The 24,980-nt window shown below is 67.2% G+C and carries 24 protein-coding genes; 13 read left to right on the top strand and 11 right to left on the bottom strand.

The window, feature by feature from the left end; genetic code table 11:
• Window positions 1–133: 133 nt before the first annotated feature.
• Window positions 134–1,072 carry a pirin family protein gene (locus ACF8O7_RS14205; RefSeq protein WP_016452068.1) on the top strand — a complete coding sequence of 313 codons (939 nt, stop codon included), beginning with the start codon at window positions 134–136 and terminating at the stop codon, window positions 1,070–1,072.
• Between the two features lie 97 nt (window positions 1,073–1,169).
• Here ACF8O7_RS14205 and ACF8O7_RS14200 read toward each other — a convergent pair whose 3' ends face one another.
• Window positions 1,170–1,550 carry an HPF/RaiA family ribosome-associated protein gene (locus ACF8O7_RS14200; RefSeq protein ID WP_016449850.1) on the bottom strand — a complete coding sequence of 127 codons (381 nt, stop codon included), beginning with the start codon at window positions 1,548–1,550 and terminating at the stop codon, window positions 1,170–1,172.
• A gap of 371 nt (window positions 1,551–1,921) precedes the next feature.
• Between ACF8O7_RS14200 and ACF8O7_RS14195 the strand changes: the two genes are divergently transcribed.
• Window positions 1,922–2,803: a gamma-glutamyl-gamma-aminobutyrate hydrolase family protein gene (locus tag ACF8O7_RS14195; protein ID WP_012202849.1), complete on the top strand. Its 882-nt coding sequence runs from the start codon at window positions 1,922–1,924 to the stop codon at window positions 2,801–2,803.
• On the opposite strand, the gene ACF8O7_RS14190 is transcribed toward ACF8O7_RS14195, so the two are convergent.
• A complete protein-coding gene (locus tag ACF8O7_RS14190) occupies window positions 2,705–3,724 on the bottom strand; it encodes a LysR family transcriptional regulator (protein ID WP_312840819.1) in 1,020 nt (339 codons plus the stop codon). The two genes, ACF8O7_RS14195 and ACF8O7_RS14190, sit on opposite strands and share 99 nt — an antisense overlap.
• A gap of 76 nt (window positions 3,725–3,800) precedes the next feature.
• Here ACF8O7_RS14190 and ACF8O7_RS14185 point away from each other — a divergent pair, with 76 nt between their 5' ends.
• A complete protein-coding gene (locus ACF8O7_RS14185) occupies window positions 3,801–4,142 on the top strand; it encodes a protocatechuate 4,5-dioxygenase subunit alpha (protein WP_016449852.1) in 342 nt (113 codons plus the stop codon).
• 47 nt (window positions 4,143–4,189) lie between these two features.
• Window positions 4,190–5,035 carry a class III extradiol dioxygenase family protein gene (locus tag ACF8O7_RS14180; protein ID WP_016449853.1) on the top strand — a complete coding sequence of 282 codons (846 nt, stop codon included), beginning with the start codon at window positions 4,190–4,192 and terminating at the stop codon, window positions 5,033–5,035.
• Window positions 5,036–5,120: 85 nt separating this feature from the next.
• Here ACF8O7_RS14180 and ACF8O7_RS14175 read toward each other — a convergent pair whose 3' ends face one another.
• Together ACF8O7_RS14175 and ACF8O7_RS14170 are read right to left on the bottom strand one after the other, a co-directional pair.
• Window positions 5,121–5,591: a peptidylprolyl isomerase gene (locus tag ACF8O7_RS14175; protein ID WP_026062580.1), complete on the bottom strand. Its 471-nt coding sequence runs from the start codon at window positions 5,589–5,591 to the stop codon at window positions 5,121–5,123.
• Window positions 5,592–5,702: 111 nt separating this feature from the next.
• Entirely contained in the window at window positions 5,703–6,596 is an 894-nt protein-coding gene (locus tag ACF8O7_RS14170) for a LysR family transcriptional regulator (protein ID WP_126311129.1), read from the bottom strand.
• A gap of 101 nt (window positions 6,597–6,697) precedes the next feature.
• Between ACF8O7_RS14170 and ACF8O7_RS14165 the strand changes: the two genes are divergently transcribed.
• From ACF8O7_RS14165 to ACF8O7_RS14155, 3 genes are read left to right on the top strand one after another with little or no spacing between them, the layout of a single operon-like run.
• Entirely contained in the window at window positions 6,698–7,714 is a 1,017-nt protein-coding gene (locus ACF8O7_RS14165) for a tripartite tricarboxylate transporter substrate binding protein (protein WP_126311128.1), read from the top strand.
• Between the two features lie 16 nt (window positions 7,715–7,730).
• The gene (locus ACF8O7_RS14160; RefSeq protein WP_126311127.1) at window positions 7,731–9,107 is read left to right on the top strand and encodes a lyase family protein; all 1,377 of its coding nucleotides are present in this window, start codon (window positions 7,731–7,733) and stop codon (window positions 9,105–9,107) included.
• A gap of 15 nt (window positions 9,108–9,122) precedes the next feature.
• Window positions 9,123–9,575 carry a carboxymuconolactone decarboxylase family protein gene (locus ACF8O7_RS14155; protein WP_088165816.1) on the top strand — a complete coding sequence of 151 codons (453 nt, stop codon included), beginning with the start codon at window positions 9,123–9,125 and terminating at the stop codon, window positions 9,573–9,575.
• A 26-nt stretch (window positions 9,576–9,601) separates the two neighbouring features.
• On the opposite strand, the gene ACF8O7_RS14150 is transcribed toward ACF8O7_RS14155, so the two are convergent.
• From ACF8O7_RS14150 to ACF8O7_RS14140, 3 genes are all read right to left on the bottom strand, one after another.
• Window positions 9,602–10,648: a pirin family protein gene (locus ACF8O7_RS14150; protein WP_012202840.1), complete on the bottom strand. Its 1,047-nt coding sequence runs from the start codon at window positions 10,646–10,648 to the stop codon at window positions 9,602–9,604.
• A 132-nt stretch (window positions 10,649–10,780) separates the two neighbouring features.
• Window positions 10,781–11,503, bottom strand: coding sequence for a glutathione S-transferase C-terminal domain-containing protein (locus ACF8O7_RS14145; RefSeq protein WP_013804547.1), 723 nt, complete (start codon window positions 11,501–11,503; stop codon window positions 10,781–10,783).
• A gap of 236 nt (window positions 11,504–11,739) precedes the next feature.
• The gene (locus ACF8O7_RS14140; RefSeq protein ID WP_223275342.1) at window positions 11,740–12,189 is read right to left on the bottom strand and encodes a DUF1439 domain-containing protein; all 450 of its coding nucleotides are present in this window, start codon (window positions 12,187–12,189) and stop codon (window positions 11,740–11,742) included.
• Between the two features lie 497 nt (window positions 12,190–12,686).
• On the opposite strand from ACF8O7_RS14140, the gene yjjJ reads away from it, so the two are divergent.
• Together yjjJ and ACF8O7_RS14130 are read left to right on the top strand one after the other, a co-directional pair.
• A complete protein-coding gene (yjjJ, locus tag ACF8O7_RS14135) occupies window positions 12,687–14,039 on the top strand; it encodes a type II toxin-antitoxin system HipA family toxin YjjJ (RefSeq protein ID WP_126311126.1) in 1,353 nt (450 codons plus the stop codon).
• Between the two features lie 200 nt (window positions 14,040–14,239).
• Window positions 14,240–14,887: a DUF924 family protein gene (locus tag ACF8O7_RS14130; RefSeq protein ID WP_392443571.1), complete on the top strand. Its 648-nt coding sequence runs from the start codon at window positions 14,240–14,242 to the stop codon at window positions 14,885–14,887.
• An 80-nt stretch (window positions 14,888–14,967) separates the two neighbouring features.
• On the opposite strand, the gene ACF8O7_RS14125 is transcribed toward ACF8O7_RS14130, so the two are convergent.
• From ACF8O7_RS14125 to ACF8O7_RS14115, 3 genes are all read right to left on the bottom strand, one after another.
• Window positions 14,968–16,116: an acyltransferase gene (locus ACF8O7_RS14125; RefSeq protein WP_016449864.1), complete on the bottom strand. Its 1,149-nt coding sequence runs from the start codon at window positions 16,114–16,116 to the stop codon at window positions 14,968–14,970.
• A 485-nt stretch (window positions 16,117–16,601) separates the two neighbouring features.
• Window positions 16,602–17,459 carry a tRNA-uridine aminocarboxypropyltransferase gene (locus tag ACF8O7_RS14120; protein ID WP_126311125.1) on the bottom strand — a complete coding sequence of 286 codons (858 nt, stop codon included), beginning with the start codon at window positions 17,457–17,459 and terminating at the stop codon, window positions 16,602–16,604.
• A complete protein-coding gene (locus ACF8O7_RS14115) occupies window positions 17,456–18,067 on the bottom strand; it encodes a class I SAM-dependent methyltransferase (RefSeq protein WP_016449866.1) in 612 nt (203 codons plus the stop codon). Before ACF8O7_RS14115 ends, ACF8O7_RS14120 begins: the two co-directional genes overlap by 4 nt.
• A 368-nt stretch (window positions 18,068–18,435) precedes the next feature.
• Here ACF8O7_RS14115 and ACF8O7_RS14110 point away from each other — a divergent pair, with 368 nt between their 5' ends.
• Both ACF8O7_RS14110 and ACF8O7_RS14105 read left to right on the top strand, forming a co-directional pair.
• Complete coding sequence (locus tag ACF8O7_RS14110) at window positions 18,436–19,077, top strand: peptidoglycan recognition family protein (protein ID WP_126311124.1); 642 nt, start codon at window positions 18,436–18,438, stop codon at window positions 19,075–19,077.
• Between the two features lie 32 nt (window positions 19,078–19,109).
• Window positions 19,110–19,511: a hypothetical protein gene (locus ACF8O7_RS14105; RefSeq protein WP_016449868.1), complete on the top strand. Its 402-nt coding sequence runs from the start codon at window positions 19,110–19,112 to the stop codon at window positions 19,509–19,511.
• Between the two features lie 139 nt (window positions 19,512–19,650).
• On the opposite strand, the gene ACF8O7_RS14100 is transcribed toward ACF8O7_RS14105, so the two are convergent.
• Window positions 19,651–20,037, bottom strand: coding sequence for a VOC family protein (locus tag ACF8O7_RS14100; RefSeq protein WP_012202828.1), 387 nt, complete (start codon window positions 20,035–20,037; stop codon window positions 19,651–19,653).
• Window positions 20,038–20,176: 139 nt separating this feature from the next.
• On the opposite strand from ACF8O7_RS14100, the gene sbcD reads away from it, so the two are divergent.
• Together sbcD and ACF8O7_RS14090 are read left to right on the top strand one after the other, a co-directional pair.
• Window positions 20,177–21,454, top strand: a complete 1,278-nt coding sequence (sbcD, locus tag ACF8O7_RS14095; RefSeq protein ID WP_126311123.1) for an exonuclease subunit SbcD — start codon at window positions 20,177–20,179, stop codon at window positions 21,452–21,454.
• The gene (locus ACF8O7_RS14090) at window positions 21,451–24,948 is read left to right on the top strand and encodes an AAA family ATPase (protein WP_392443566.1); all 3,498 of its coding nucleotides are present in this window, start codon (window positions 21,451–21,453) and stop codon (window positions 24,946–24,948) included. Before sbcD ends, ACF8O7_RS14090 begins: the two co-directional genes overlap by 4 nt.
• Window positions 24,949–24,980 lie beyond the last annotated feature (32 nt).

Below are 24,980 nucleotides of genomic sequence, written 5' to 3'. Positions count from 1 at the left end.
TTCCTCGAATGTAAACAATGTTCCTGAGAATGCGCTGTCAGCGAACAGGCCCAATATCTGCGATCCTGGTTTGCCTGCTGCGCCGAGCTGCACGACACTGGTGGCCTCCCCCACGAACCAGGCCGATCCGCCCATGTCCGACACGTCCCCACCCAACTCCCAGCCCCAGCACCTTCCCACCCGCACCGCCGACGTGGGCGGCATTCCCATCCAGCGCGCCATTCCGCAGCGCGCCCTGCGCAAGGTCGGTGCCTGGTGCTTTCTCGACCATGCCGGCCCCGCCGATCCCGCGCCGCCCGGCATGCAGGTCGGCCCGCATCCCCATATCGGCCTGCAGACCTTCACCTGGATGATCCGCGGCGAAGTGCTGCACCGCGACAGCCTGGGCAACACCCAGATCATCCGGCCCGGACAGGTCAATCTGATGACGGCAGGCCACGGCATCGCCCATTCCGAGGAAAGCCAGACGCCCTCGCACATCCACGCCGCCCAGCTGTGGATTGCGCTGCCCGAATCGCACCGCAACGGTCCGCCCCGCTTCCAGCACTACCCCGAGCTGCCCAGGACCACGGTGGGGGACTTCACGGCCACGGTGCTGGCCGGCGAGGCGCTGGGCCTGACGTCGCCCGCCGAGGTGCACACGCCCCTGATGAGCGTGGACCTGCATGCGGACAGCGCACGCAGCGCCAATGCCGTCGCCACGTTGCCGCTGCGCGCCGATTTCGAGCATGCCGTGCTCAGCCTGGAAGGCGACGTGCGCGTGAACGGCCAGCCGCTGCCGGTGGAGGAATTGCTCTACCTGCCCCTGGGCACGCCCTCGGTCGCCATCGAAGCGGCGCCCGGCAGCCGCCTGCTGGTCATTGGCGGCGAGCCCATGGATGAAGCCATCTTGCTGTGGTGGAACTTCGTGGCGCGCACGGGAGAGGAAATCGCCGAGGCCCGCGCGCAGTGGGAGGCCGAGACCCGGCAGCCCGCCACTGCGGCGCGCCGCTTCGGACCGCCGCTGGCTTCGCCCCTGGCGCCGCTGCATGCGCCTTCGCTGGACGGCGTGGTGCTGCGCGCCTCGCGCTGAAACGCGCCGTACCGCAGTCTTCGCGGCGATGGCCGCCCCAGCAAAAAGGCGCCCCGAAAGGGGCGCCTTGCCGTTGATGTTGCGGGAGTCTCGAGGGTCAGGCCGGGCTGGCCGCATCCACCTCGGTGCCATCTTCCACGCCGCGCACGCTCTCGCGGCCATGCTTGTCCTTGAGCTTGCCCAGATCGGTTTCCACCGCCCGCTTCAGCTTATCGATGGCGGCGTTGAAGGCGTCCTTGACCTTCTCGGCCTCGGCGTTCACGGCGATCGGCGGGCGTCCATTGGCCCGGGTCTCCAGAACGCAGCGCTTGCCGGGAGCCCCCGAGGTCTTGAGCGCATCGACACCCGTGAGGAACACCTCCACGCGCACCACATAGTCCTTCAATCTCGCCAGCTTGGCGTTGATTTCTTCCTGCGCCCATTGCGCCAAGGACTCGCCACCCTGGATCGAATCGTCGGCATGAACCTGAACTTGCATGCATATCCTCCTAGTCGCCAAAAGCCGCACCACCGGCGCGGCGGGGTTGTCGGGGCCATTGATGAACTGGCGAAACCATCGTAACGCCATGCGGGCTGCCTGCACAGCAAGTCGCACCCTGCGTCGTCAGGTTTTTCGCACTGCAGCATCCGCAGTCCCCACCCTGCCTACAGGCTACACCCAGAGGGGCGACGCCGGGTTCAGCGCGCTGAAGAAGCTTGAGATGCCTCAAGACAACTCTTGCATTCACCTACACCTATTTGCGGTGATGGCCCTGCGCCGGTCGCGGGCGTTCAACCCCTTCCTACAGGTCGCAGGCACGATTGGGCTTACAACGTGACCATCAGGACTTTCCCCTTGCCCACCACCCCATGAGCCCACTTGCCTCACGCCGCCTCAAGATCGGCCTTTCGGCCTGTTTCTCCCATGCGGACCCGCAGCGTCCGCTTTTCACGGGCAAGACGCTGCAGTACGTGGAGCAATCGATAGCGCACTGGATCATGTCGGCCGGCGCCATGGTGGTGATGGTGCCCTGCCCCACAGGCGAGACCGCACGTGGCGACGTGACGCTGGAGCACTATGCCGAATGGCTGGATGGGGTGGTCATGCATGGCGGCGCCGACGTCTGGCCCGGCAGCTATGGCGAGGAACCCATGCGACCCGAATGGCTGGGCGACCGCGTGCGCGATCTCTACGACCTGGCCGTGGTCGAGGCGTTTTCCCAGGCCGGCAAGCCCATCTTCGGCGTCTGCCGCGGTCTGCAGCTGATCAACGTGGCCTTCGGCGGAACGCTCTACCAGGACATCGAGACCCAGGTGCCCGGCTCGCAGCTGCACCGCAATCCCACCGAGTACGACCGCCACTACCACGACATCGCCATCGTGCCCGGCAGCCGGCTGGAGGCGCTGTATCCCACGCTGGACCGCGCACGCGTCAACAGCATCCACCACCAGGGCATCAAGGACGTGGCGCCCGAGTTCGATGTGGAGGCCTGGAGCCTGCCCGACCGCATTCCCGAGGCCATCTTCCGCAAGCCCGGCACGCTCAAGAGCTATATCGCGGCCACGCAGTGGCACCCCGAATTCCAGTTCCGCAACCCCGACACCAGCACGCTGGATGACAGCGTGCTGCTGCGCGACTTCCTGGCCGCCTGCTCACGCGCCCGCGTGAGCCCGGCCGTGAGCCACAGCCCCTTCCAGATCCGCAACCGCGCAGCGCGCCTGCTGCGCCGCGCCTTGCTTCGCAGGCATTGACGGCCCGGCGCCGCCAAGCGCCTGCGCCACCACTTGCTGCAACTGCCCGCGCAGCCACGCATGGGCGGGATCGGCTTGGTGGCGCGCGTGCCAGATCATGAACATGGGCAGCGGCGGGCAGTCCACGGGCACCGCAACGCTGGCCAGCGATGACAGGGCCGTGCGGCCCAGCAGCGATGGCGCCGTCGCCAGCAGCGGCGTGCCGCGCACGAAGGCGGCCAGCGCCGCAAAGCCCGGCACGCGCACGGCAAAGCGGCGCTCCAGCCCGCGCGCCTGCAGTTGCAGGTCCAGGTCCAGCGCCTGGCGGTCGGCATAGGCCACGGTGGCGTGGTCGGCCTGCAGATAGTCGGCCAGGCTGGCCGGCGGCTGTCGCACGGCGCTGTCATAGAAGACGGCGTACTCATCGCTGAACAGGCGCTTTTGCACGATGTCCGTGGCATCGGGCGGGCGCGGGCTGATGGCCAGCAGGCAGGCGTCCGAGCGCAGCAGTTCGGCATCGGGCGCGCCGCTGTCGATCACGCGCAGCACCGTCCGGGGCGCGGCTGAGCGCAGGCGCCGGGCCAGTGCGGGCAGCAGCAGCTCGCGCTGCAGGTCGTTGGCGGCAATGGTGATCTCGGCACGCCAGTGCGCGGGGTCAAAGCTGGGCCCCTGGCCGAACTGCTGCATCTGCCGCAGCAGCTCGCGCGCAGGGCCCTGCAGCGCCAGTGCATGGGCCGTGGGCGCAATGCCCCGCCCCTGCCGCACGAACAATCGGTCGCCCGTGATGGCGCGCAGCTTGTCCAGCAGATGGCTGACGGCCGATTGCGTCACGCCCAGGCGCTGCGCCGCCGCCGTGACGCTGCCGGTCTCCAGCACGGCCAGCAGCAGTTGCAGCAGCCTGCCATCGAGCTGCGATCCATCGATTTGTCTCATGCATTCCATGATTGGCCGCCGCTTTATCTTTGGCAACGCGGGCCGGACACTGCCGCTGATCCAACGCAAATACCGGAGACAAAACATGGCCGATCAGCCGCAGATTCCCGGCACCACCCTGTTCGACGGCAGGCAGGCCCGCAAGGGCTATGCGCTCAACAGCATGTGCTTTTCCTTCAACGAGCTGGCCAACCGCCAGGCCTTCCTGGCCGACGAGGAGGCCTATATGCGCAGCTACGGGCTGAACCAGGAGCAGGCCGAGGCCGTGCGCGCGCGCAACGTGCTGCAGATGATCGCGGCCGGCGGCAACGCCTACTACCTGGCCAAGCTGGCCGGCATCTTCCACCTGGACATGCAGGACATAGGCGCCCAGCAGACCGGCATGACCAAGGCCGAGTTCCAGGCCCTGCTGCGCTCGCACGCCTGAGCCCCGCCGCAGACCACACGCAAGACACAGTACAGGAGACACCCACCATGGCACATCTCATCGGCGGCCTCGGCACCTCGCACATTCCCGCCATCGGCAACGCCATCCACAAGGGCCTGCAGAACGAGCCGTACTGGAAGCCCTTCTTCGACGGCTTTCCGCCCATCCGCGAATGGCTGGCCGCCCAGCGCCCCGACGTGGTGGTGGTGTTCTACAACGACCACGGCCTGAACTTCTTCCTCGACAAGATGCCCACCTTCGCCGTGGGCGCGGCCGAGCGCTACTGCAACGCCGACGAAGGCTGGGGCATTCCCACGCTGGCACCGCTGCGCGGCCACGCGGAGCTGTCATGGCACCTGATCGAGTCCCTGGTGGGCGAGGACTTCGATGTGGTCAGCTGCCAGGAGATGCTGGTGGACCATGCCTGCACGCTGCCGCTCAAGCTGTTCTGGCCCGAGGGCGACTGCCCGGTGGCCGTCGTGCCGGTGTGCATCAATACCGTGCAGTTCCCGCTGCCCTCGGCGCGCCGCTGCTATGCGCTGGGCCAGGCCGTGGGCCGGGCGATTGCGCGCTGGAACAGCGACCAGCGCGTGGCCGTCATTGCCTCAGGGGGCCTGTCGCACCAGCTCGATGGCGAGCGCGCGGGCTTCATCAACAAGGCCTTCGACCTGCAGTTCCTTGAAAGCATGGCCACCAATCCCGAATGGGCCACGCAGTTCAGCGTGCATGAACTCGTGGAAAAGACCGGCACCCAGGGCGTGGAACTGCTGATGTGGCTGGCCATGCGCGGCGCCCTGTCCGCGGCTGCGCCCGGCGTGCGCCGCGTGCACGGCAACTACCACATACCGATCTCCAACACCGCCACGGCGCTGCTGGCGCTGGAGGCGGTCTAGTCGGAAATACAAAGGCCGCCGGCATGCCAGGCGGCCTTTGTGCTCTGCGTAGCCGTGCGGACCGGGTGTATCCCGGCCCTGCCTCTCAATGGTGGTGGCCGTGGCCGCCGTGCACGTGGCGGTGCTCGATTTCCTCGGGCTTGGCCGCGCGCACTTCGGTGACCTTGCAGGCAAAGTGCAGCGCCATGCCGGCCAGCGGGTGGTTGCCGTCCAGCAGCACCACGGGGCCCTTGATCTTGACCACGTGGTAGATCTGGGGCTGGCCCTGGTCATCCGTGCCGCGCAGCTGGCCGCCGACCTTCACGCCGGGCGGGAACTCGCCCTTGGGGATGGTGCGGGTCAGGCTCTCGTCGCGCGCGCCGAAGGCGTCTTCCACGGCCAGGTCCACGGTCAGCGTGTCGCCCACGGTCTTGCCGTCCAGGGCGGCTTCCACCTTGGCGAAGATGTTGTCGTAGCCGCCATGCAGATAGGCCACATCGCCCTTGTCGAGCAGCTTGCCCAGCTTGTCGGTGATCTTGTAGTTGATGGTGACGGCGGTGTCTTTGGTGATGTTCATGGCAAAGGCCTTGGAAAACCGCAGCGCAAAAGGCGCGCCGCGCAAAGCCGCCATTGTCGGCGACCTGGGGCATTCCAGCGTCGGGACCGGGGGTTCACCGGCTGCCCAGCCTCAGCCCAGGCACTCGCGCGCGCATTCGAGCAGGCTGCGCGCCCAGCGCGCGCGGGCCGAGGTGTTCAGCCACAGCAGGCCGACCTTGCGCGCATCGGCAGGCCGGGGGCCCTCGCCGCCGGCCTGATCGGGCAGCGCCAGCACCCGCACGTCGCGGCCCTGGGAGAGCACGGGGCCGATGTCGGGCACCAAGCCCACGCCCAGCCCCTGGTCCACCATCATGGCCACCGCCAGCACCGAGTTCAGCTCCATGCGCTCCAGCGGCGCAATGCCCTGGGAGCGCAGATAGCGGTCGGCCAGCCGGCCACCGGCCAGGGAGCGGTCGTAGCGCACCAGGGGCCGGGTGCGCAGCAGGGCCAGCGGGTCCTGCTGCGCGTCGCGAGCGCGGCACAGCACGACCAATGGCTCCTGGCGCAGCTCGGCCCAGCACACGGTCTTGGGCAGGTCGAACGAGGGTTGCAGGCAAATCAGCACGTCCAGCTCGGACTGGACCAGGGCCGTGTACAGCTCGGGCGTGAGGCCGGCGCGCACGCTGATGCGCACCTCGGCGTGGCGCGCCACGAAGGCCCGCATCACGGCGGGCACAAAGCCGTGCAGCGCCGTGTTCACGGTGCCCAGCCGCAGCTCGCCGCCGTCCGCGTCCGAGGCCACCCATTCGCGCAGGCCCTCGAAGTCCTGCAGCAGCTGGCGGCCGCGCTCGAACAGCCGCTCGCCCGACTCGGTGGCGCGCACGCTGCGGCCATGGCGCACCAGCAGCGGCGCGCCCAGCTCGCCCTCCAGCACGCGCATCTGCTGGGCAATGGCCGAGGGGCTCAAATCCAGCTGGCGAGCGGCTTCGGACATGGAGCCGGTGTCCACCACTCTCAAGAAATTGTGTATGTATCTCACTTCCATTTCACACATTTTCTTGAATCACAACGCAGATGCAACTGCTGTTTTCCCAGGCTGCGCTGCACCACACTGCGTGACAACGACTATTTCCAGGAGACAGACGCATGGATTCCCGGCCCACCGCTCAAACCGCTCAAGCCTCTCAGACCTCTTTGCCGCGCCGGATGTGGCTGTCCACCGCCGCCGCCGCGCTGGCCGCCTGTGCGCTGCAGGCCTGGGCCCAAAAGCGCGGCAGCCGCCTGGTGGTGCCGTTTGCGCCAGGCGGCGGCAACGATGTGTTTGCACGGCAGATGGCGCATGGCCTCAACGAGTCCTTCGGCTACGGGATGATCGTGGAGAACAAGGCCGGCGCGGGCGGCAACCTGGGCACGGAAGCCGTGGTGCGTGCAGCCGGCGACGGCGGCACCTGGCTGCTGGGCCATACGGGCACGGTGTCCATCAATCCCTCGCTGTACCCGGGCCTCAAGTTCAATGCGGCCACCGATCTGCAGCCGGTGGCCATGTTCGCATCGTCGGCCCTCCTGATGGTGGTGCCGGCTTCCTCGCCCGTGCGCAGCGTGGCCGACCTGGCCGAGCAGATGCGCAAGCGCAGCGGCGAGATGAACTACGCCTCCAGCGGCTCGGGCACGGGCGGCCACCTGACGGGCGAGATGTTCGCCCACGCGCTGGGCGCCAAGGCCATCCATGTGCCGTACAAGGGCACGGCCCCGTCGCTGACCGACCTGGTGGGCGGCAATGTGGACTTCAGCTTTGGCGTGATTCCCGCGGCCATGGCCCTGGTGAAGGCCGGCAAGCTGCGCGCCCTGGCCGTGACTGGCGCCAAACGCCAGCCCCAGCTGCCCGACGTACCCACGGTGGCCGAGTCCGGCGTGCGTGCGCTGGCCGACTTCGAGAGCTCGCTGACCTACGGCATCCTCGCGCCCAAGGGCACGCCTGCCGAGACGGTGCGCGCGCTGGGGCGCGACGTCCTCAAGGTGGCGTCTGCCGAGTCCTTCCAGTCGCGCCTGGGCATCGAGGGCGCCGTGCCGCTGCTGGGCGATGGCGCGCAGTACGCGGCCCGCATCCAGGTGGAGAGCGCCAAGTGGGCCGCCGTGATCAAGGCCTCGGGCGCCACGGCCTGAGACCGGCAAGGACAGCATGTCATTGGTGAAGGACTATCTGGGCCCGGCCGACAGCGGCCACTGGTTTGCAGACGCGCGCTGGCTGGACGCGCTGCTGCGCTTCGAGAGCGCGCTGGCCCAGGCCCAGGCCGACTGCGGCCTGGTGCCGCGCCCGGCCGCCGAGGCCATTGCGCGCGCCTGCGCGCAGGCGCCGCTCACGTGCGAAGGCGTGGTGGAGCAGGCGCGCGCCAGCGGCGCGCTGGGCCTGGCTGTGGTGCGGCCGCTGCAGCAGTGGCTGCAGGCCCACGCCCCGGAAGGCCTGCCCTGGCTGCACTGGGGTGCGACCACGCAGGACGCCGTGGACACGGCGCAGGCCCTGCTCACGCAGCAGGCCCTGCAGGCGCTGCTGGCCGAGCTGGACGCGCTGCAGTCCGCACTGCAGGCCCTGGCCCGCACGCACGCGGCCACGCCCATGCTGGCGCGCAGCCTGCTGCAGCCCGCGCAGATCACCAGCTTCGGATTCAAGTGCGCGCAGTCGGCTGCCGCCGTGGGGCGCAGCATCGAACAGTTTGAAAGGCTTGCCACCGCTGCGCTGTGCGTGCAATTGGGTGGCGCCGTGGGCAATGGCGCCGTGCTGGGAAGCTACCGTGCCGAGGTGGAGCAGGCACTGGCCCGGCGCCTGGGCCTGTCGGCCTGCGGCCGCAGCTGGCATACGCAGCGCGACGACTGGATGCGCCTGGCCATGGAAGCGGCTGTGTGCGGCGGCAGCCTGGCCAAGCTGGCCCGGGACTGGGCGCTGATGGCGCAGTACGAGGTGGGCGAGATCGCCGAGGCGCCGCGCGGCAGCACCTCCAGCGCCATGCCGCACAAGCGCAATCCCGTGCACCTGATGCAGGCGGTGGCACAGGCCCAGGCCATCCCCCAACTCGCGGCCCTGCTGCTGGGCTGCATGGCCCAGGCCCATGAACGCGCGCTGGGCGAGTGGCAGGCCGAGGTCGCGCACTGGCCCGACCTGTGGCGCCATGTGCATGGCGCCGCCGCCGCATTGCGCCAGGCCGCGCAGTCGCTGCAGGTGCTTCCGCAGCGCATGCTGGGCCATGTGCGGGGCCTGCACGGACTGGTGTTTTCAGAGGCCTGTGTGCACGCCATGGCGCCCTGGACGGGCAAGCCCGAGGCCCTGGCCGCCGTGGAGCTGCTGGCCCCGCAGGCGCTGGAGCAGGGGCGCGAGCTGCGCCTGCTGCTGGCCGAATGGGCTGCGCCCCGGCTGGACGCAGCGGCCCTGCAGGCGCTGCAAGATGCGCTGGCCCGTGCCTGCGACCCGGCCCGCGCCGTGCAGGCATCGCATGATGCATGCCTGGCGCTGCTGGCAGCGCCGCAGACCCACGCCCACGCCAATGCCCATTCCCATGCTTGACACAGGAACCCCGCCATGACCGAATCTTCCGCCGACGCCCTGCAGCGCGGCCTTGCCAACCGCCGCCGCGTGCTGGGCGATGAATGGGTGGACCAATCCGTGGCGCGCGCCAACGAACTGAATGTGGAGTTCCAGCGCATGATCACGGCCTATGCCTGGGACGGCATCTGGAGCCGCCCCGGCCTGGAGCGCCGCACGCGCCGCATCATGGTGCTGGCCATCACGGCCTCCATGGGCCGCTGGGAAGAGTTCGAGCTGCACATCCGCACCGGCCTGCTGGCCGACCCGGCCGATGCCGAGGCCGCGCCGCTGGACCTGGACACCATCCGCGAAGTGCTGCTGCAGACCGCCGTCTATGCCGGCGTGCCCGCAGGCAACACCGGCATGGCCATCACGCTGAAGATCCTCAAGGAGCTGGGGCGCACGCCCGCGCCGGCCAGCTTTCATCCACCCGCAGACACGGCCTGACACGACCTGACGCGGCCTGACCGGACTCAGGCGGCCGGCGGCTGTTCCTCGGCCGCAGCGCCCGGGTAGCGCGCAAAGCGCCGGTTCTCTGCGCCATGCACCGGGTCCTGCTCGGCCCAGGGCCACCCGCCGAACTGGGTACGCCGGTAGTCCTGCATGGCCTGCATGATTTCCTGCTGCGTGTTCATCACGAAGGGGCCGTACTGCGCCACGCTCTCGCCAATGGGGCGGCCTTGCAGCACCAGACATTCCACGGCGTCGGCGCCGCTGTTGTGCAGCTCCCAGTCCTGCGTGGCATCCACATGCAGGGCCGCATGCTGTGCCAGCGCCGTGGGCCCGACCTGCAGTGCCTGGCCTGCAAAGAAATACAGCATGCGCTGCGTGTCCGCACCGGCCGCGCGCGGCAGCGTCCAGCGCGCGCCGGGCTCCAGGCGCAGCGTCCAGATGGCCACGTCGCCCTCGGGTTGCGAGGCCCAGGATTCGGGCGGCGGAGGCAGGGCGGCCGCCGTGCCGGGCAGGCTGCCTGCCACCACGGTGACCACGGTCCTTCGGCCTGCGGCATCCGCATGCTCCAGGCGGGGGATGCGTTCGTTCCAGAACATGGTGAAGTGCGGCTCCACCATCTTGGAGCGCGCAGGCAGGTTCAGCCAGATCTGGAACAGTTCCAGCGGATTGGGCGCGTCGCTGTTGAGCAGCGGGAACATCTCCGAATGCTGGATTCCCTTGCCGGCCGTGAGCCACTGCACGTCGCCGCCGCCAAAGCGCGCGGCCGCGCCCAGCGAATCGGAATGGTCGATCAGGCCCTTGCGCACCAGGGTCACGGTCTCGAAGCCACGGTGCGGATGGCCGGGAAAGCCCGGCACGCCATCGCCGTGGTACATGGAAAAGCCGTCCTTGCGGCTGAAGTCGCTGCCCATCTGGCGGCCTTCCAGGTCCACGGCCTGCACGCCCAGGCGGCCATCGCTGGGCGGATAGGCATCGTCATGGTGGGCACAGAACAGGAAGGGGTCCATGGTGGGCCACAGCGGGCCCAGCGGCTGGCTCTGGAGGACGGGGGTGGTGGCTGCGGTCATCGTGGCTCCTGTGAGGCTGCGCCCGCAAGAAAAAAGGGGGCGCTGCATTCTCGGACAGATGCGGCCCCCGCGCCCGTTTTGAAAGCCACCATGGCTGGGACAGTGCGGCCCAGGAATGCAACGCCCGCCGGGTCAGTTGCGCGGCGGCGTCACCAGGCCCTTTTGCACGGCCGGGCGCGCCACGAAGGCGGCCAGCACGCGCTGCAGCTCGGGAAAGCGCTCCCAGCCCAGCAGTTCGGCCGCGTTGTAGCCCTGCTCCACCACCATGTTGCGCACCCAGGGCCACAGGGCGATGTCGGCAATGGTGAACTGCTCGCCCATCACCCAGGCGCGGCCTGCGAGGCGGCGCTCCAGCACACCCAGCAGGCGCACGGACTCGTTCACGTAGCGGTCGCGCGGGCGCTTGTCCTCGAAGTCCTTGCCCGCGAATTTGTGGAAGAACCCCAGCTGGCCGAACATGGGGCCGACGCCACCCATCTGGAACATCAGCCACTGCAGCGTTTCATAGCGCGCGGCCGGGTCGGCGGGCAGCAGCGGACTGCCGGACTTCTCGGCCAGGTAGACCAGGATGGCGCCCGACTCGAACAGCGCCAGCGGCTTTCCGCCCGGACCCTGCGGGTCCAGGATGGCCGGGATCTTGTTGTTGGGAAAGGTGTCCACGAACTCGGGCGAGAGCTGGTCATTGCTCTCGAAGCCCACGCGGTGCGCCTCATACGGCAGGCCCATCTCCTCCAGAGCGATCGACACCTTGACGCCGTTGGGCGTGGGCAGGGAATACAGCTGGATGCGGTCCGGCTGCGTGGCCGGCCACTTGCGCGTGACGGAAAAGGCGGAAAGCGGATTCTGTGGAGTCATGGGGCACCTTGAAGGCTGGACGGGTTCGCCAAGAAATCGATGGCCGCTGCATCGTAGCGTTCGGCGCCCAGCCATGCTTGGCACGCCAAATAATGGCGGCCCGACCCTGCCGCCGGGTCATGACAACCCACGCAGATTGCATGGCCAGTCTCCCCGCTCGCCGCCATGCACCGGCTACCGAGGCGCTCGGATGGAGGCGCACGGCTGAACCGAGCACCGCCCGCACGGCGCAGCTCTCAGCGCGGCGCGACGGGCTTCTGGACCAGGGCCACGCTCAGGCCGTCCGGCGTCACCGTGATGGCGCCGGGCTCCATGTTCAGAGAGTCCATCAGGGCCAGGTCCTTGTCCTGCAGCTGGTAGAGCACGAGCTGGCCCAGCGCCTGCTCGGCCAGGGCGCTGGCGTAGGTGGTGATCATGTCGCTCATGGCGGGGGCCAGGTCGTTGATGACCAGGCTGTTGACCTTGATCTGGTGGGCGCGCAGCGTGCGGTCCGTGGGCTCGTAGCGCAGCGCGAAGTCCAGGTTCAGATGGCCGCCATAGGCTTGCTTGAGCACGGGTCCCGACAGATCGGCCTGCAACACCGCATTGAGCGCGTTGCGCTCGGGCAGCAATCCCAGCACCGGCGAATGCAGCTTGAGCTGCAGCATGCCGGCCACGGGGAATTGCCGTGGAAAGCGCTGGGCCACCACCTCCTGCAGCCTTTGCCGCGAAATCGAGACATTTCCAGGCCCGGACTTTCCCGAACATCCGGTCGCAGCCAAGCTGCAGCCCGCGGCCAGGACCATCAACAAAAAGCGGCGATTCATCACGACAGCACAAGCCCCAGAAAGCCCGACACGAAACCCTGAAGCGCCATGCATGCCATACGCATGGCGCTATGTTTTTTGAGATCGGCATTGTCCCGCCAGGGGCTATTCCCTGTCCCTGCAGTGGGTGTTGCCCGGCACCTGCGCGAAGGCGCTTCACAGCGAGCGCCCATCAGACATAGGCAGTACCGCCACCCGTACGGAAACATCACCCAATCCTTCTGGCCGGCCCTCCCGCCCGCCCAGCTTTGCCGCGGCCTTGGGCACGGCCCTCCACCGGCGCATGAATCTATTCATATATTCATTCATTGATTTGCATAAATCATTGATTTTCAATAAATTACCCCCTATTTTTATTAATTCATCAATTGATTCCCATGGCCTTGGAAGACCTCTCCACCCAGGTACTGGCGGCACTGCGCCGCCAGGGCGGTGCGCTGGCGGCGCGCGAGCTGCAGCAGATGCTGGGCGTGAGCCAGCCCACCGTGTCGCGCGCGCTGGCGCCGCTGATCCGGTCGGGCCAGGTGCGCAAGGTGGGTGCGGCGCGCACGCAGCGCTATGTGCTGCCGCGCCAGGTGACGGGCGTGGGCGCCGAGGTGGCCATCATGCGCGTGGATACCGAAGGCCACGCATCGCCCTTCGGCCGCATGATCGCGCTGCACGGCGGCGGCTTCTGGGTGGACGAGGCCGATGGCCTCAGCGAGCAGCACGACGGCCTGCCCTGGTTCCTGGACGACATGCGGCCCCAGGGCTTCATCGGCCGCACGTTTGCGCACAGCCATCCCGAACTGCAGTTGGGCGGCGACCCGCGCCAATGGGGCGAGGACGACGTGCTGCGCGCCCTGGCCCGCTTCGGCGAGGACCTGCCGGGCAACCTCATCGTGGGCGAAGCCGCGTTCGAGCGCTTCCACACCCTGCCCGCCCGCGCGCTGCGCGCCGAGTCGCCGGCCGAGTATCCGCGCCTGGCCATGCAGGCCATGCAGGGCACGCATCCGGGCTCGTCGGCGGGCGGCGAGCAGCCCAAGTTCTGCTGCACCACGGCCGGGCGCAGCGTCATCGTCAAATTCTCCCCGGCAGGCGACGCGCCGGCCGAGCAGCGCATACGCGACCTGCTGGTCTGCGAGCATCTGGCGCTGCAGACCCTGGCCGAAGACGGCCTGCCCGCCGCGCGCACGCGGCTGTTCATTGATGGCGGCCGGGCCTTTCTCGAATCGGAGCGCTTCGATCGCAGCCAGCCCGAGCCGGGCTGCGCACCGCCGCCGGACCGCAACCCCGGACGCATAGGCATGGTCTCCCTGCAGGTGCTCAATGCCCAGTACGTGGGCGAGGTGGACAACTGGGCCGCCACGGCCAGCCGCCTGGCGGCGCGTGGCCTCATCACCGAGACCGATGCGCGCAGCCTGCGCCTGCTCGAGGCCTACGGCCAACTCATCGCCAACACCGACCGGCACTACGGCAACATCTCCTTCGTGCTGCCGCAGCCGCAGGGCGACTGGGCGCTGTCGCCCACCTACGACATGCTGCCCATGCTCTACATGCCCATCAATGGCGAGATCGTGGAGCGCGACTTCAGCGCCCAGCCCCCGCGCCCCACGGCCGCCACGCTGGCCGAATGGCCGCGCGCCCAGGCACTGGCGCGGCGCTTCTGGCGGGCCGTGGCGCAGGATGCGCGCATCTCCGGGGAATTCCGCAGTATTGCCGAAAGCAATCTTGATGCCCTTGCCGCTTGATTTTCAAGCACCTCCAATGGAATCAATGACACCACCTGTTGATAACCAATAGAAATCCTCTTGAAAAATCTGTGCATATTGGCTGGAAAAACCTCTGCACAAACTGTTATCCATCTGCGGAGAACCGGCCATCCACAGCCTCGGCCCGCCACCGCCTGCACAATCGAAGCTTTCCTCATCCGACCAGACACGGGCCCCCGATGACCAGCATTGCACCCTCCTCCGCCGCAGACCCCCGCATTGCCGACGTGCTCGGCTACTGGCTGGGCTCCACCCGCCCCGACAATGCAAGCGCCCTGGCCTGCAAGAACCTGTGGTTCATCAAGTCCGAGGCCACCGACAACCAGATCCGCGAGCGCTTCGGTGCCCTGGTCGAAGACGCGCTGGCCGGCCGACTCGACGCCTGGGCCGGCACGGCGCTGGGCAGGCTGGCGCTGATCGTGCTGCTGGACCAGTTCACGCGCAACCTGTTCCGGGGCACGGCGCGCAGCTTTGCGGGCGACCCGCAGGCGCTGCAGCTGGCGCTGGACGGCATCGCCCAGGTCCATGACCGGCATGCCGACCTGCCCGCCGTGGCCCGCATCTTCTGCTACCTGCCGCTGGAGCATGCCGAGGACCTGGCCCTGCAGGACCGCAGCGTGGCCGCCTTCCAGGCACTGGCCGACCAGGCCGGTGACACTGGCGGCGAGGGCGTGCGCGAGTTCCTGGCCGGCACGCTGGACTACGCCCACCGGCACCGCGACGTCATCGTGCGCTATGGCCGCTTTCCGCACCGCAATGCCATCCTGGGCCGCACCAGCACGCCCGAGGAACTGCAGTACCTGTCCCAGCCCGGCGCAGGGTTCTGAGAGCGCAGCAGATCTCCTTCACCCACAAAAAAAGGGAACGTGCCAACGTTCCCTTTTTGCTTTCGGCGCCCTGCCGGCATTCAGGCCGGCTGCGCCTGCGGCTGGCGCTCGCCGCCCTTGCGCTCGCCATCACGCATGCGCAGCGCCCAGCGCTCGATGGTGTAGAAGGACAGCGCCGACAGCACCACCGAGATCGCCAGGCCCAGCACCACGACCACGGGCCACGAGAAGTCGGCGCGCAGATAGCGCACCACCGGGTAGTGCCAGAGATAGACGCCATAGGACAGGCGTCCCAGCTTCACCAGCATGGGCGACGACAGCATGTCGTAGACCAGGCCCGAGCCCTGGCTCACCGCCACCAGCAGCACAACGGCCGCGCACTCCACCACGGTGATGCCCCAGACCATGGCGTCCTGGTTGTCCCATTGCAGCGCCATCAACAGCGGCACGGCCAGCGGCACCCACATGGCGTGGTGCATGCGCGCCTTCAGCGCAGCGATGAAGTCCGGGCGCTCGATCATCAGCGCCGCCAGCAGCGCACCGGCGAACAGGCCCGAGGCGCGGGTGTCGAAGCGGAAGAAGATCTCATAGAAGTGCTGACCCTGGTCCACCCAGTACACGCGCCACAGCCAGCTCAGCGCCCACAGCAGGGCAATCGGGCGCCACAGGCGGCCCGGCTTGGAAAAGCGCAGCAGCAGCACCAGCAGCGGCGGCCAGATCAGGTAGAAGTGCTCCTCCACCGACAGCGACCACATGTGCAGCAGCGTGTCCGGGCTGTCGAAGAAGGCGATACCGTAGTCGGCCAGATAGAGGATGGAGACCAGCGCATCGGAGTAGATGTCGTTCAGGTCCGGCCACAGCATGGGCGCGAAGATGCAGTACGCGGCCAGAAACAGGGCCAGCGCCGGCATCAGGCGGAAGAAGCGGCGGCGGTAAAAGCGCCAGAAGCCGATGCGGCCCTCGGAATCGTTTTCCATCAGCAGCAGCGAAGTGATCAGATAGCCGCTGAGCACGAAAAACAGGTCGACCCCGAAGAACGCGCCATCAAACAGAGGCGCATGGGAGTGCGACAAGATCACCAACAGGATCGCCACGCCCCGCAGCCCGTCAAGGGCGGGGTTGTAGCGCAGTTTGAAATCCTTGACCACCAAAACCGGACACCTTTCCAACGCCGGAGCAATGGGCCCCGAGCCATGAACAAACCCCAAGAAAATGGAGCACGCGGCCATGGCGCAGCCGGCCCCGAAGGGTGCAACGCATGGTCCAGCGCGATAAGAGAGACGGCACGTCCCAAGGTTCCCGGCGGATGCGGTGAACAGCAATCCGCGTGCCGCGGTGCGGCGCGCCCTGAGGATGCGGGCCACCTCGACGGGCAGCCCTGCGTGCACGAACAAGCCCCGCTTGAGCGGGGCCAGGCCGATGAATTTCAGCGAAATCCAATTCTAGCCATCACCGCCCGGGGACGAGGTTCGATGGACATTCAGCCCGGGATCCGATGCCCCCGCCCTGCAGTCCACCCGCCTTTCTTCGCACGCCGCGAGTATGGGAGGCGCCCTGCAGCCAGAACGTAACAGGAGGTTTGTGCTGGCGCCGCTGCACCCTGGCCCATTCCACCCCGTGAAGCCACCGGCGCACACCGGGCCGGTGCGATGGATGTGCCGTCAACAATTTGGAACAAAACGACGCCAATCCCAATGAACACAAGCGTTTACCGCTATCGTTTTTTTTCTTCAGGCGTACAGCGGGATGAGACGGCGTCCTGCAGACCCCGGTGCGCGGCACTGTCTGCCTGCACCGGCTGCTGGTTCTTGGCGCGCAGATAGTGCTCGGTGAACAGCGCCAGGTAGCTCTCCAGCGCGCGGCCCGCGCGCCGGTCGCCCGCATCGCCCGTCAGCTCCAGGCACAGGGCGGCCACCTCGCTGGTGCAGAAGTGGTCTTCGCGCTGGGAGCGGCGCAGGCGGTACTGCGAGACCTGATCCGGGTGCAGGCTCAGCACCGGAAAGCGGTCCAGGTAAGGGCTCTTGCGGAACATCTTGCGCGCCTCGGGCCAGGTCGCGTCCAGCAGGATGAACAGCGGGCGCCGCTCCTGGCCCGGCATGACCGCGGCCTGGGGCACCGGCAGCGTGTGCACCACGCGATGCGGCGGCTGTACGAACTCGCCCGGAAACACCACATAGGGCTGCCACTGCGGATCGGCCAGCAGCGCCAGCAGGCCCGCATCGGCCTCGGTGCGCGCCCAGCCGAAGGCGTGCGTCTGCTCCACCACATCGGCGATCAGCCAGCCCGTGTTGCTGGGCTTGAGCGGCTCTGCATCGTGCATCAGCAGGCAAAAGCCTGCCCGCGTCGGCAGCATGGGCCGCAGCGCGCAGATGCAGTGCGAAGGCCGCAGCCGGCAACCCTCGCAGCGCTCGCCGCGCGGCCCGCCGCGCGACAGGAACGGCCGCGTGCTGCGCGCCAGCCGCTGCGTGCGCAGGCGCGACACCGCATGCGGCGCCACGCCCGAATCCACGCCACGCAAATAGGACAGGGGCACCGGAGACGCCGGAGCCTGGTCAGGCAGCTCCATGCTCATCCCACGCTTTCCAGCTCGAACAGCGGCAGCTCGGCGCGGCGGCTCAGCCACACGCCGCCACCCAGTTCCTTGAAATGCTCGGCCAGCCCGCGACGGTACAGATCGGCCCGGTGGCGGAACAGGCGCGGATCGGTCAGATCCTCATCGATCACGCCGCGTTCGTAATCCTCGCGCGCCACCGCCTCCACATACAGACCGCCTCGGCTCAACCGCCCCAGATTGGCCAGCGCGCGCTTGAGATCCGGCGGGCTCAGATAGGGCAGCACGCCCTGGCAGATCACCAGATCGAAGGGCTCTGCAGGATCATGCGCCGCATAGTCCACCACCGAGCCGCGCTCCCAGCCGAAGCGCCCGCACAGGTACTCGCTGAACTCCACGCCGTGGTAGCTGGCACCCGGGAAATGGCGCTGCACCGCCTCGCGCCACAGACCGATACCACAGCCCACATCCAGCACGCGGCGCACCGGCACCCGCACATAGTTCAGATAGGAACACACGAAAGCGCCCAGCCGGTTCACATGCTCGGTGTCGACCACGCTGGTCTTCTTGTCGAAGTAGTAGCGCTGGTAGTACGCCTCGTCGAACCACTGGTCACTTGCTGATTGCACGCATTCTCCTTGGGGGTGAGCGCCCGGTGGGCGCGTTCGGGCGGGAGTATGGCGCAGAGGGCAGTGGGTATGGGAACGCGTGTTTTTTGCCCCTGCCGGGTGATGCTTTTTTCCGAGGCCGGGCCTGGCCGGTTGTCGACCAATTTCTTGTTCGCCCGCATAAGCCAAGACAGTTGCTACTCCGCAAGACAGACTGATTTGCATATCAGATCACAACAACAGCCGCCCAAACATCTAAAAAACTGCGAGATATGACAAAAAGATCAGGATTGCATAATTTTACAAATTCAACCCAACCACTCAATACCCATCATGGCTAACATATCAACGGCAATTACGATATCCAGCAAAATACCAAATTAACACCCATGGGCCATCGGCAGGCCTACATCATTGGTACTAAAATGCTAATAATTGATAGAAATGGAATAGCAATCCACTCCCTTATAAAGCGAGCCATCGCACCCACCATTGAACGTGGTGAAATGAAGGAAATTCATGGCATCATTGTTCATCAAACTGGAGGATCGACAGCACAGTCTTCAATTGATAGTTACAAAAACCCATCAGCAAATGGAGCACATTTCCTGATAGAGAAAGATGGAACAATATATCGAACCGCTTCCCTTTACAAACAAACATGGCACATTGGCAAAATAAAAGCGCGTTGTTTACTGGAAAAGCGATGCACGCCAGTTGAATTAAAATCGTTACAACGCTTCAATCCAACCCAAGAGAACAAGCGCGAGATGCTGAAAAAGGTTCCAGCACGATTTCCGGCCAACCAAGACAGCATTGGCATTGAATTGGTAGGTGAAGCACTTCCTCGTGGCGGGAACATACCAGACGAAAAGAAAACTTATCAGGCCGTTACAAGCGAGCAGAACAATGCACTACAGTGGCTTATCGCGGAATTAACGCTGACACTAAGAATATCTATGAGCGAAGTTTTCAGGCACCCAGAAGTCTCTAGAAAAAATCCTACGGAAGCGATTTCAGCAAAATGGTGAGATCACTATTAACCTTACCCCTGCTAGTTGTTATGGCTAGCACCGCCTCCGCCGCCAATCAATGCACAAAAGGCTCAGAGTTCGAGCCGCCACTGTGCCCACTGATACTTCCCAAGATCAGCCAGATCACCATCCAGGAAAACGCGGCCAAATCGCCCGTCGAAAAAGACCCAGCGGTGAGTTGCGCCAACTTTGTCCTGACCATCTCCCAGGTGCGCCGTTATTTTCAACAGGCAAAAACCACCAACGAAAACGACGCACACTACACGCTAGACTGGTCGCCCTGCTATGCAAGCGGCGAAATCGCATTCAGCGATGGCAGCCGTGGAAGTTGGAGCATCAACCAGTTCCGGGGCGGTGCGCTGTTCCTGGAGGGCAGGGACAAGACGGTATTGCACTGCCCAAAATGCAAGTTCAAGCCATTTCAATGGTGATTGTTCTGGCGCGGCACCACGTTGGCCAATCGCAATAAAAACAGCCGAGTGCAGCTATGGCACATCGGCTATTTGCATTTTGGCGTTTCGACGTCAGGGCTCCAGCCCCGAAAAAACACCGTCCGGCACGGTCAGAAACTTAGGCCTTCGGCGGCCGATGCAACAGGCACAGCTTGTTGCCATCCAGATCCCGCACATAGGCCAGGTACAGCCGGCCACCGGGCGAAGCCTCGCGCCAGCCGGGCGGATCCTCGCAGGTCACGCCCCCGGCTGCCACGGCGGCGGCATGGGCCGCGTCGGCCTGCTCGGGCGACTGCGTCGCAAAGCCGATGGTCGCGCCATTGCCGTGGCAGGCGGCCTCGCCGTTGATCGGTGTGGAAATGGCAAACGTGCCGCCCGCGCTGCGGTAGAAATAGCGGTTCTTGTTGGCCATGCCCGGCGCAATGCCGAGCGCGCCCAGGAATGCGTCGTAGAACTGCTTGGATTTTTCGAGGTCGTTGACCCCGACCATGACGTGGCTGAACATGCCTGTGTCTCCTTGGTTGATGCGAACCGGGATGTTAGCTGCGGCAAGCCGTCCTGCTGTCACCCATGCGCGCCAGCGACCATACTGTCGCCCCCGCCAGAGCCGGCGGACATTGGACCGATACCGCGATACCGAAACCATGCGCCTTCTTCACACTTCCGACTGGCATCTGGGCCAGCACTTCATGGGCAAGAGCCGCCAGGCAGAGCATGCCGCGCTCATCGACTGGCTGCTGGAGCAGGTCGATGCCCAGGCGGTGGATGCCGTGCTCATCGCGGGCGATATCTTCGACACCGGCGCGCCGCCCAGCTATGCGCGCGAGCTGTACAGCCAGCTCGTGGTGCGCCTGCACGCGGCGGGCGTGGCCCTGCTGCTGCTGGGCGGCAACCATGACTCCGTGGCCACGCTGGCCGAAAGCCGCGCGCTGCTGGCCTGCCTGGACACCACCGTGGTGGCCGCCGTGGGCGAGGCGGCCAGCCACGTGGTGGAGTTGCCGCTGCGGCGCCGGCCGGGCCAGCCTGCCATGCCTGGCTGCATCGTCTGCGCCCTGCCCTTCATGCGCCCGCGCGACGTGATGCTGAGCCAGGCGGGCCAAAGCGCCGAGCAAAAACAGCAGGCGCTGCAGGCCGCCATCGAGGCCTGCTACCGCAACGTGCACGACGCCGCCATCGCTCGCCGTGATGCGCTGGCCGCCACACGCGGCGAGCGCCTGCCCATCGTCGCCACGGGCCACCTCACCACCGTGGGCGCCAGCAGCAGCGAGTCCGTGCGCGAAATCTATGTGGGCTCGCTGGACGCCTTCCCCACCTCGGCCTTTCCGCCCGCCGACTACGTGGCCCTGGGCCACATCCACCAGCCGCAGAAAGTGGGCGGCCTGGAGCACATCCGCTACAGCGGCTCGCCCATTGCGCTGAGCTTTGACGAGGTCCGCCAGTCCAAGCAGATGCTGCTGGTGGACCTGGGCCCCGAAGGGCTGCAGGCCGTCACGCCGCTGCCCGTTCCCTGCTTTCAGCCCATGGCCTCGGTGGCAGGCAGCCTGACCGCCTTGCCGGATCTGATGCGCGCCGCCGCCCAGGCCGGCAGCCCTGCACGGCCCGTGTGGTTGGAGGTGGTGGTGGAGCAGGACGACTACCTGCTCCAGCTCACCGACCGCGTGCAGGCCCTGGCCGACGAGCTGCCGGTGGAACTGCTGCGCGTGCGGCGCCAGCGCGGCCGGGCGGTGGCCGGCATGGCCGCCGCCGCTGGCGAGTCGCTGCACGAGATCAGCCCCGCCGACGTCTTCGAGCGCCGCCTGGCGCTGGAAACACTGGAGCCTGGCCTGGCCCAGGCCCTCACCCGGCGCTACCAGGAGGTGGTGGCCGGGCTTGATGCGCCCCACCCAGGCGCCGGCGAACACGGCGAGGAGGCCCGCGCATGAAGATCCTCACGCTGCGGCTCAAGAATCTCAACTCGCTCAAGGGCGAATGGCGCATCGACTTCACGCAGGCACCGTTCGCGGGCAACGGCCTGTTCGCCATCACCGGGGCCACGGGCGCGGGCAAGTCCACCCTGCTCGATGCCATCTGCCTGGCGCTGTACCACGAGACACCGCGCCTGAAGACCATCTCGGCATCCGCCAACGACCTCATGACGCGCCACACGGCCGACTGTCTGGCCGAGGTCGAATTCGAGGTCAAGGGACAGGTCTACCGCGCCTTCTGGAGCCAGCGCCGCGCACGCGACAGGGTGGATGGCGCACTGCAGGCGCCCAAGGTGGAACTGGCCCGGGGCGACGGCAGCATCCTCAGCAGCCAGACGCGCGACAAGCTCGAGCAGACCGCCGCCATCACCGGGCTGGACTTTCAGCGTTTCACCAAATCCATGCTGCTGGCCCAGGGCGGCTTTGCGGCCTTTCTCGAAGCCAATGCCAACGACCGCGCAGCCCTGCTCGAGGAGCTGACCGGCACGGAAATCTACGGCCTGATCTCGCAGAAAGTCTTCGAACGCGCCCGCGACGCCCGCCAGCGCCTGGACCAGCTCAAGGCCCAGGCCGATGGCGTGGAGCTGCTGACACCCGAAGCGCGCGATGCCCTGCAGGCCCAGGCCGACAGCCTGGTGACGGAGCAGGCCACGCTGCAGGCCGACTACCTGCGCACCCAGGCCCAGCACCAATGGCATCAGCAACTGGCCCAGGCCACCCAGACACTGCAGGCCGCCCGCACCGGCTGCGCAGACGCCGCACAGGCACTGGAGCAGGCCGCGCCAGAACTGGAAAGCCTGGCCCATGACGAGCCCGCGCAGGCGCTGCAGCCGCTGCACCAGGCCTGGCAGCGCAGCACCGCCGCCTGCGATGACAGCCGCCAGCAACTGCAGCAACTGCGCGAGCACGAACAGCAGACCCAGGCCCGCCTGCTGCTGCAGCACCGCCATGCCCAGGCCCTGTCCGCCCGCCTGGCCCAGGCTGCGCAAGACACCCTGGCCCGCCAGCAGGCCGAGTACCAAACGCTGGAACAGTTCTGCACCCACCATGCAGCCCATGCCCTGCTGGGCGAGCGCCTGGGCAGCTGGCGCCAGCAGTTCAAGCTGCGCGCCAGCCAGCAACAGCAGGCGGCCCACCAGCAGCAGGCCCTGCGCAAGCTGGATGCCGAACAGGCCCGCATGGCGCAAAGCGTCGAAGCCGGCGCGGCCCAGGTCCAAGCCGCCACCGACGCCCAGGCCCGCGCCAGCGCCGCACTCCAGCACGCGCAGGACGAACAGGCGCAGCGCCTTCAAGGCAGCGGCGGCATGGCCGAGCTGCGCGCGCGCGAGCAGGCAGAGCAGGACCGCCTGCACCTGTGGCGCCAGGCAGAAACCCAGGCCGCGCAGCGCCGCGAACTTGCGCGCCAGCAACAGACACTGGCCCGGGAATTGCGCGAAGGAACAGCACTGGCGCAGCAGCAGACGGACACCTGGCAAGCCCTGCGCACGCGCTACATAGACGTGCGAGAACAGGTCCGCGACAAGCAAAAACTGCTGGCCCAGGAGCAGCGCATCCAAAGCCTGTCCGAGCACCGCCACGCCCTGCAGCCCGGCCAGCCCTGCCCGCTGTGCGGCGCGCAAGAGCACCCGGCCGTGGCCGCCTACGAAGCGCTGGACGCCTCGGCCACCGAAGCCGCGCTGCGCCGCAAGCAGGATGAACTCGACGCCCTGCAAACCCAGGGCGAAACCGCCCGCGCCACGCTGGCCGCCACCACGGCCGCGCAGGCTGCGCGCCAGCGCCAGGCCGACGAACTGGAACAGGACATCGCACGCTGGCACGACACATGGAACGACACATGGCAGGGCCTCGCGCAACCCCTGCAACTCGCGCCAGACAGTTGGCAACAGGCCGACACCCTCGCCGCATCGGCCCAGGCCTGCGCCCGCCAGCTGGACACGCTCAAGCGCGCCGTGCAGGCCGCCGAGCAAGGCGAGCAGGCCGTGCAACAGGCCAAGGACGCCGCCCAGCACAGCCGCCAGTCACTGCAGACCGCGCAAGGCCAGCTTGCGCTGCAGCAGCAGGCCCTGGCCGACCACAGCGCACGCCGCGAAGAACTGCAGCAATCCATCGCCGGCCTGCAGGCCGAAGCCCAGGCGCTGAACGCGCAGTTGCAGGCTTCACTCGGCGAGGCCGGCCACACGGTGCCCGACGACGCCCAGCCCTGGCTTGAAGCGCGCGAAGCCGAATGGCAGCACTGGCAACAGGCGCGGCACGACCTGCAGCAACTGGCCCAATCCATGGCCTTGCAGCGCAAGGAATGCGAGGCTGCCGAGGCCGATGCGCAGCGCTGGAAAAAACAGTGGGAAACACAGTGGAAAACACAGTGGCAGGCGCAGAGAACGGCGCAGCACCATCCCGCCGATACGGCTGTGGCAGAGCCGCCTTCCCTGCCCTTGCCGCCCGTGGAACAGCTGCCGCAGGCCCTGGCCGAATGCGCCAGCGACATCGCCGCTCTCACGCGGCAACAGGATGCCCTGCAAGGCCAGCAGCAACAGGCCCAGGCCACGCTGGCCCGCCAGCGCGAGGAAGCGGCCCAGGCCGAATCCGCATGGCAGGCCGCCCTGGCCGCCAGCCCCTTTGCCGACGAACCCACCTACCTGCAGGCCCTGCTGCCCGCACCCGAACGCCAGCGCTTGGTCGCGCTGCGCCAGCAACTGCAGGCGGCACAACAGCGCGCTGCCACCCTGCTCGAAGCCGCACAGCGCGAGCACGCGCAACTGCAGGCCCAGGCCCTGACCGAGGCGGCGCCCGAAGAAATCCAGGCCCGCCTGCAAACGCTGGAGGAACGCCGCAACGCACTCAGCGAACAACTGGGCGGCGTCCGCACCCAGCTGGCCGACGACCAGCGCCGCCGCCAGGGCCAGCAGGCCCTGTTCGAGCGCATTGCGGCCCAGGCCAGCGACAGCGAGCTGTGGCAGCACCTGGACGGCCTCATCGGCTCGGCCAAGGGGGACAAATACCGGCGCTTTGCCCAAGGCCTCACGCTGGACCACCTGCTGCACCTGGCCAACCTCCACCTGTCGCGCCTGCACGGCCGCTACCTGCTGCGCCGCAAGCCCGAGGGCGAGCTGGAACTGGACATCGTCGACAGCTGGCAGGGCGACACCCCGCGCGACACGCGCACGCTATCGGGCGGCGAGGCCTTCCTCGTCAGTCTGGCCCTGGCCCTGGCGCTGTCCGACCTGGTCAGCCACAAGACCTCCATCGACTCCCTGTTCCTCGACGAAGGCTTCGGCACGCTCGATGCCGACACGCTGGAGATCGCACTCACCGCGCTGGACCGGCTCAACGACAGCGGCAAGATGATCGGCATCATCAGCCACGTGGAGGCGCTCAAGGAACGCATCGCCGTGCAGGTGCGGGTGGAGAAAGGCGGTGGCGTGGGGCATTCGAGGCTGGTGGTTTCTTCGTGATGCGGAACTGTCACCAAACTGCCTCCCAACGC

The organism is Delftia sp. WSY_16, assembly GCF_043104415.1.
Classification (GTDB): Bacteria; Pseudomonadota; Gammaproteobacteria; order Burkholderiales; family Burkholderiaceae_C; genus Comamonas; species Comamonas tsuruhatensis.
Note: the sequence above shows the minus strand (reverse complement) of the source record. Positions and strands in the feature narration are given on the sequence as shown.

Excerpts from the sequence above, each read along its gene's own strand:
- ACF8O7_RS14205 (WP_016452068.1), top strand. The coding sequence starts at position 134 with ATGTCCGACACGTCCCCACCCAACTCCCAGCCCCAGCACCTTCCCACC.
- ACF8O7_RS14155 (WP_088165816.1), top strand. The coding sequence starts at position 9,123 with ATGACCGAATCTTCCGCCGACGCCCTGCAGCGCGGCCTTGCCAACCGC.
- ACF8O7_RS14170 (WP_126311129.1), bottom strand. The coding sequence starts at position 6,596 with ATGGAAGTGAGATACATACACAATTTCTTGAGAGTGGTGGACACCGGC.
- ACF8O7_RS14130 (WP_392443571.1), top strand. The coding sequence starts at position 14,240 with ATGACCAGCATTGCACCCTCCTCCGCCGCAGACCCCCGCATTGCCGAC.
- yjjJ (WP_126311126.1), top strand. The coding sequence starts at position 12,687 with ATGGCCTTGGAAGACCTCTCCACCCAGGTACTGGCGGCACTGCGCCGC.
- ACF8O7_RS14105 (WP_016449868.1), top strand. The coding sequence starts at position 19,110 with ATGGCTAGCACCGCCTCCGCCGCCAATCAATGCACAAAAGGCTCAGAG.
- ACF8O7_RS14100 (WP_012202828.1), bottom strand. The coding sequence starts at position 20,037 with ATGTTCAGCCACGTCATGGTCGGGGTCAACGACCTCGAAAAATCCAAG.
- ACF8O7_RS14200 (WP_016449850.1), bottom strand. The coding sequence starts at position 1,550 with ATGCAAGTTCAGGTTCATGCCGACGATTCGATCCAGGGTGGCGAGTCC.
- ACF8O7_RS14120 (WP_126311125.1), bottom strand. The coding sequence starts at position 17,459 with ATGAGCATGGAGCTGCCTGACCAGGCTCCGGCGTCTCCGGTGCCCCTG.
- ACF8O7_RS14175 (WP_026062580.1), bottom strand. The coding sequence starts at position 5,591 with ATGAACATCACCAAAGACACCGCCGTCACCATCAACTACAAGATCACC.
- ACF8O7_RS14185 (WP_016449852.1), top strand. The coding sequence starts at position 3,801 with ATGGCCGATCAGCCGCAGATTCCCGGCACCACCCTGTTCGACGGCAGG.
- ACF8O7_RS14180 (WP_016449853.1), top strand. The coding sequence starts at position 4,190 with ATGGCACATCTCATCGGCGGCCTCGGCACCTCGCACATTCCCGCCATC.
- ACF8O7_RS14160 (WP_126311127.1), top strand. The coding sequence starts at position 7,731 with ATGTCATTGGTGAAGGACTATCTGGGCCCGGCCGACAGCGGCCACTGG.
- sbcD (WP_126311123.1), top strand. The coding sequence starts at position 20,177 with ATGCGCCTTCTTCACACTTCCGACTGGCATCTGGGCCAGCACTTCATG.
- ACF8O7_RS14090 (WP_392443566.1), top strand. The coding sequence starts at position 21,451 with ATGAAGATCCTCACGCTGCGGCTCAAGAATCTCAACTCGCTCAAGGGC.
- ACF8O7_RS14110 (WP_126311124.1), top strand. The coding sequence starts at position 18,436 with ATGGGCCATCGGCAGGCCTACATCATTGGTACTAAAATGCTAATAATT.
- ACF8O7_RS14150 (WP_012202840.1), bottom strand. The coding sequence starts at position 10,648 with ATGACCGCAGCCACCACCCCCGTCCTCCAGAGCCAGCCGCTGGGCCCG.
- ACF8O7_RS14165 (WP_126311128.1), top strand. The coding sequence starts at position 6,698 with ATGGATTCCCGGCCCACCGCTCAAACCGCTCAAGCCTCTCAGACCTCT.
- ACF8O7_RS14145 (WP_013804547.1), bottom strand. The coding sequence starts at position 11,503 with ATGACTCCACAGAATCCGCTTTCCGCCTTTTCCGTCACGCGCAAGTGG.
- ACF8O7_RS14190 (WP_312840819.1), bottom strand. The coding sequence starts at position 3,724 with ATGGAATGCATGAGACAAATCGATGGATCGCAGCTCGATGGCAGGCTG.
- ACF8O7_RS14125 (WP_016449864.1), bottom strand. The coding sequence starts at position 16,116 with ATGGCCGCGTGCTCCATTTTCTTGGGGTTTGTTCATGGCTCGGGGCCC.
- ACF8O7_RS14195 (WP_012202849.1), top strand. The coding sequence starts at position 1,922 with ATGAGCCCACTTGCCTCACGCCGCCTCAAGATCGGCCTTTCGGCCTGT.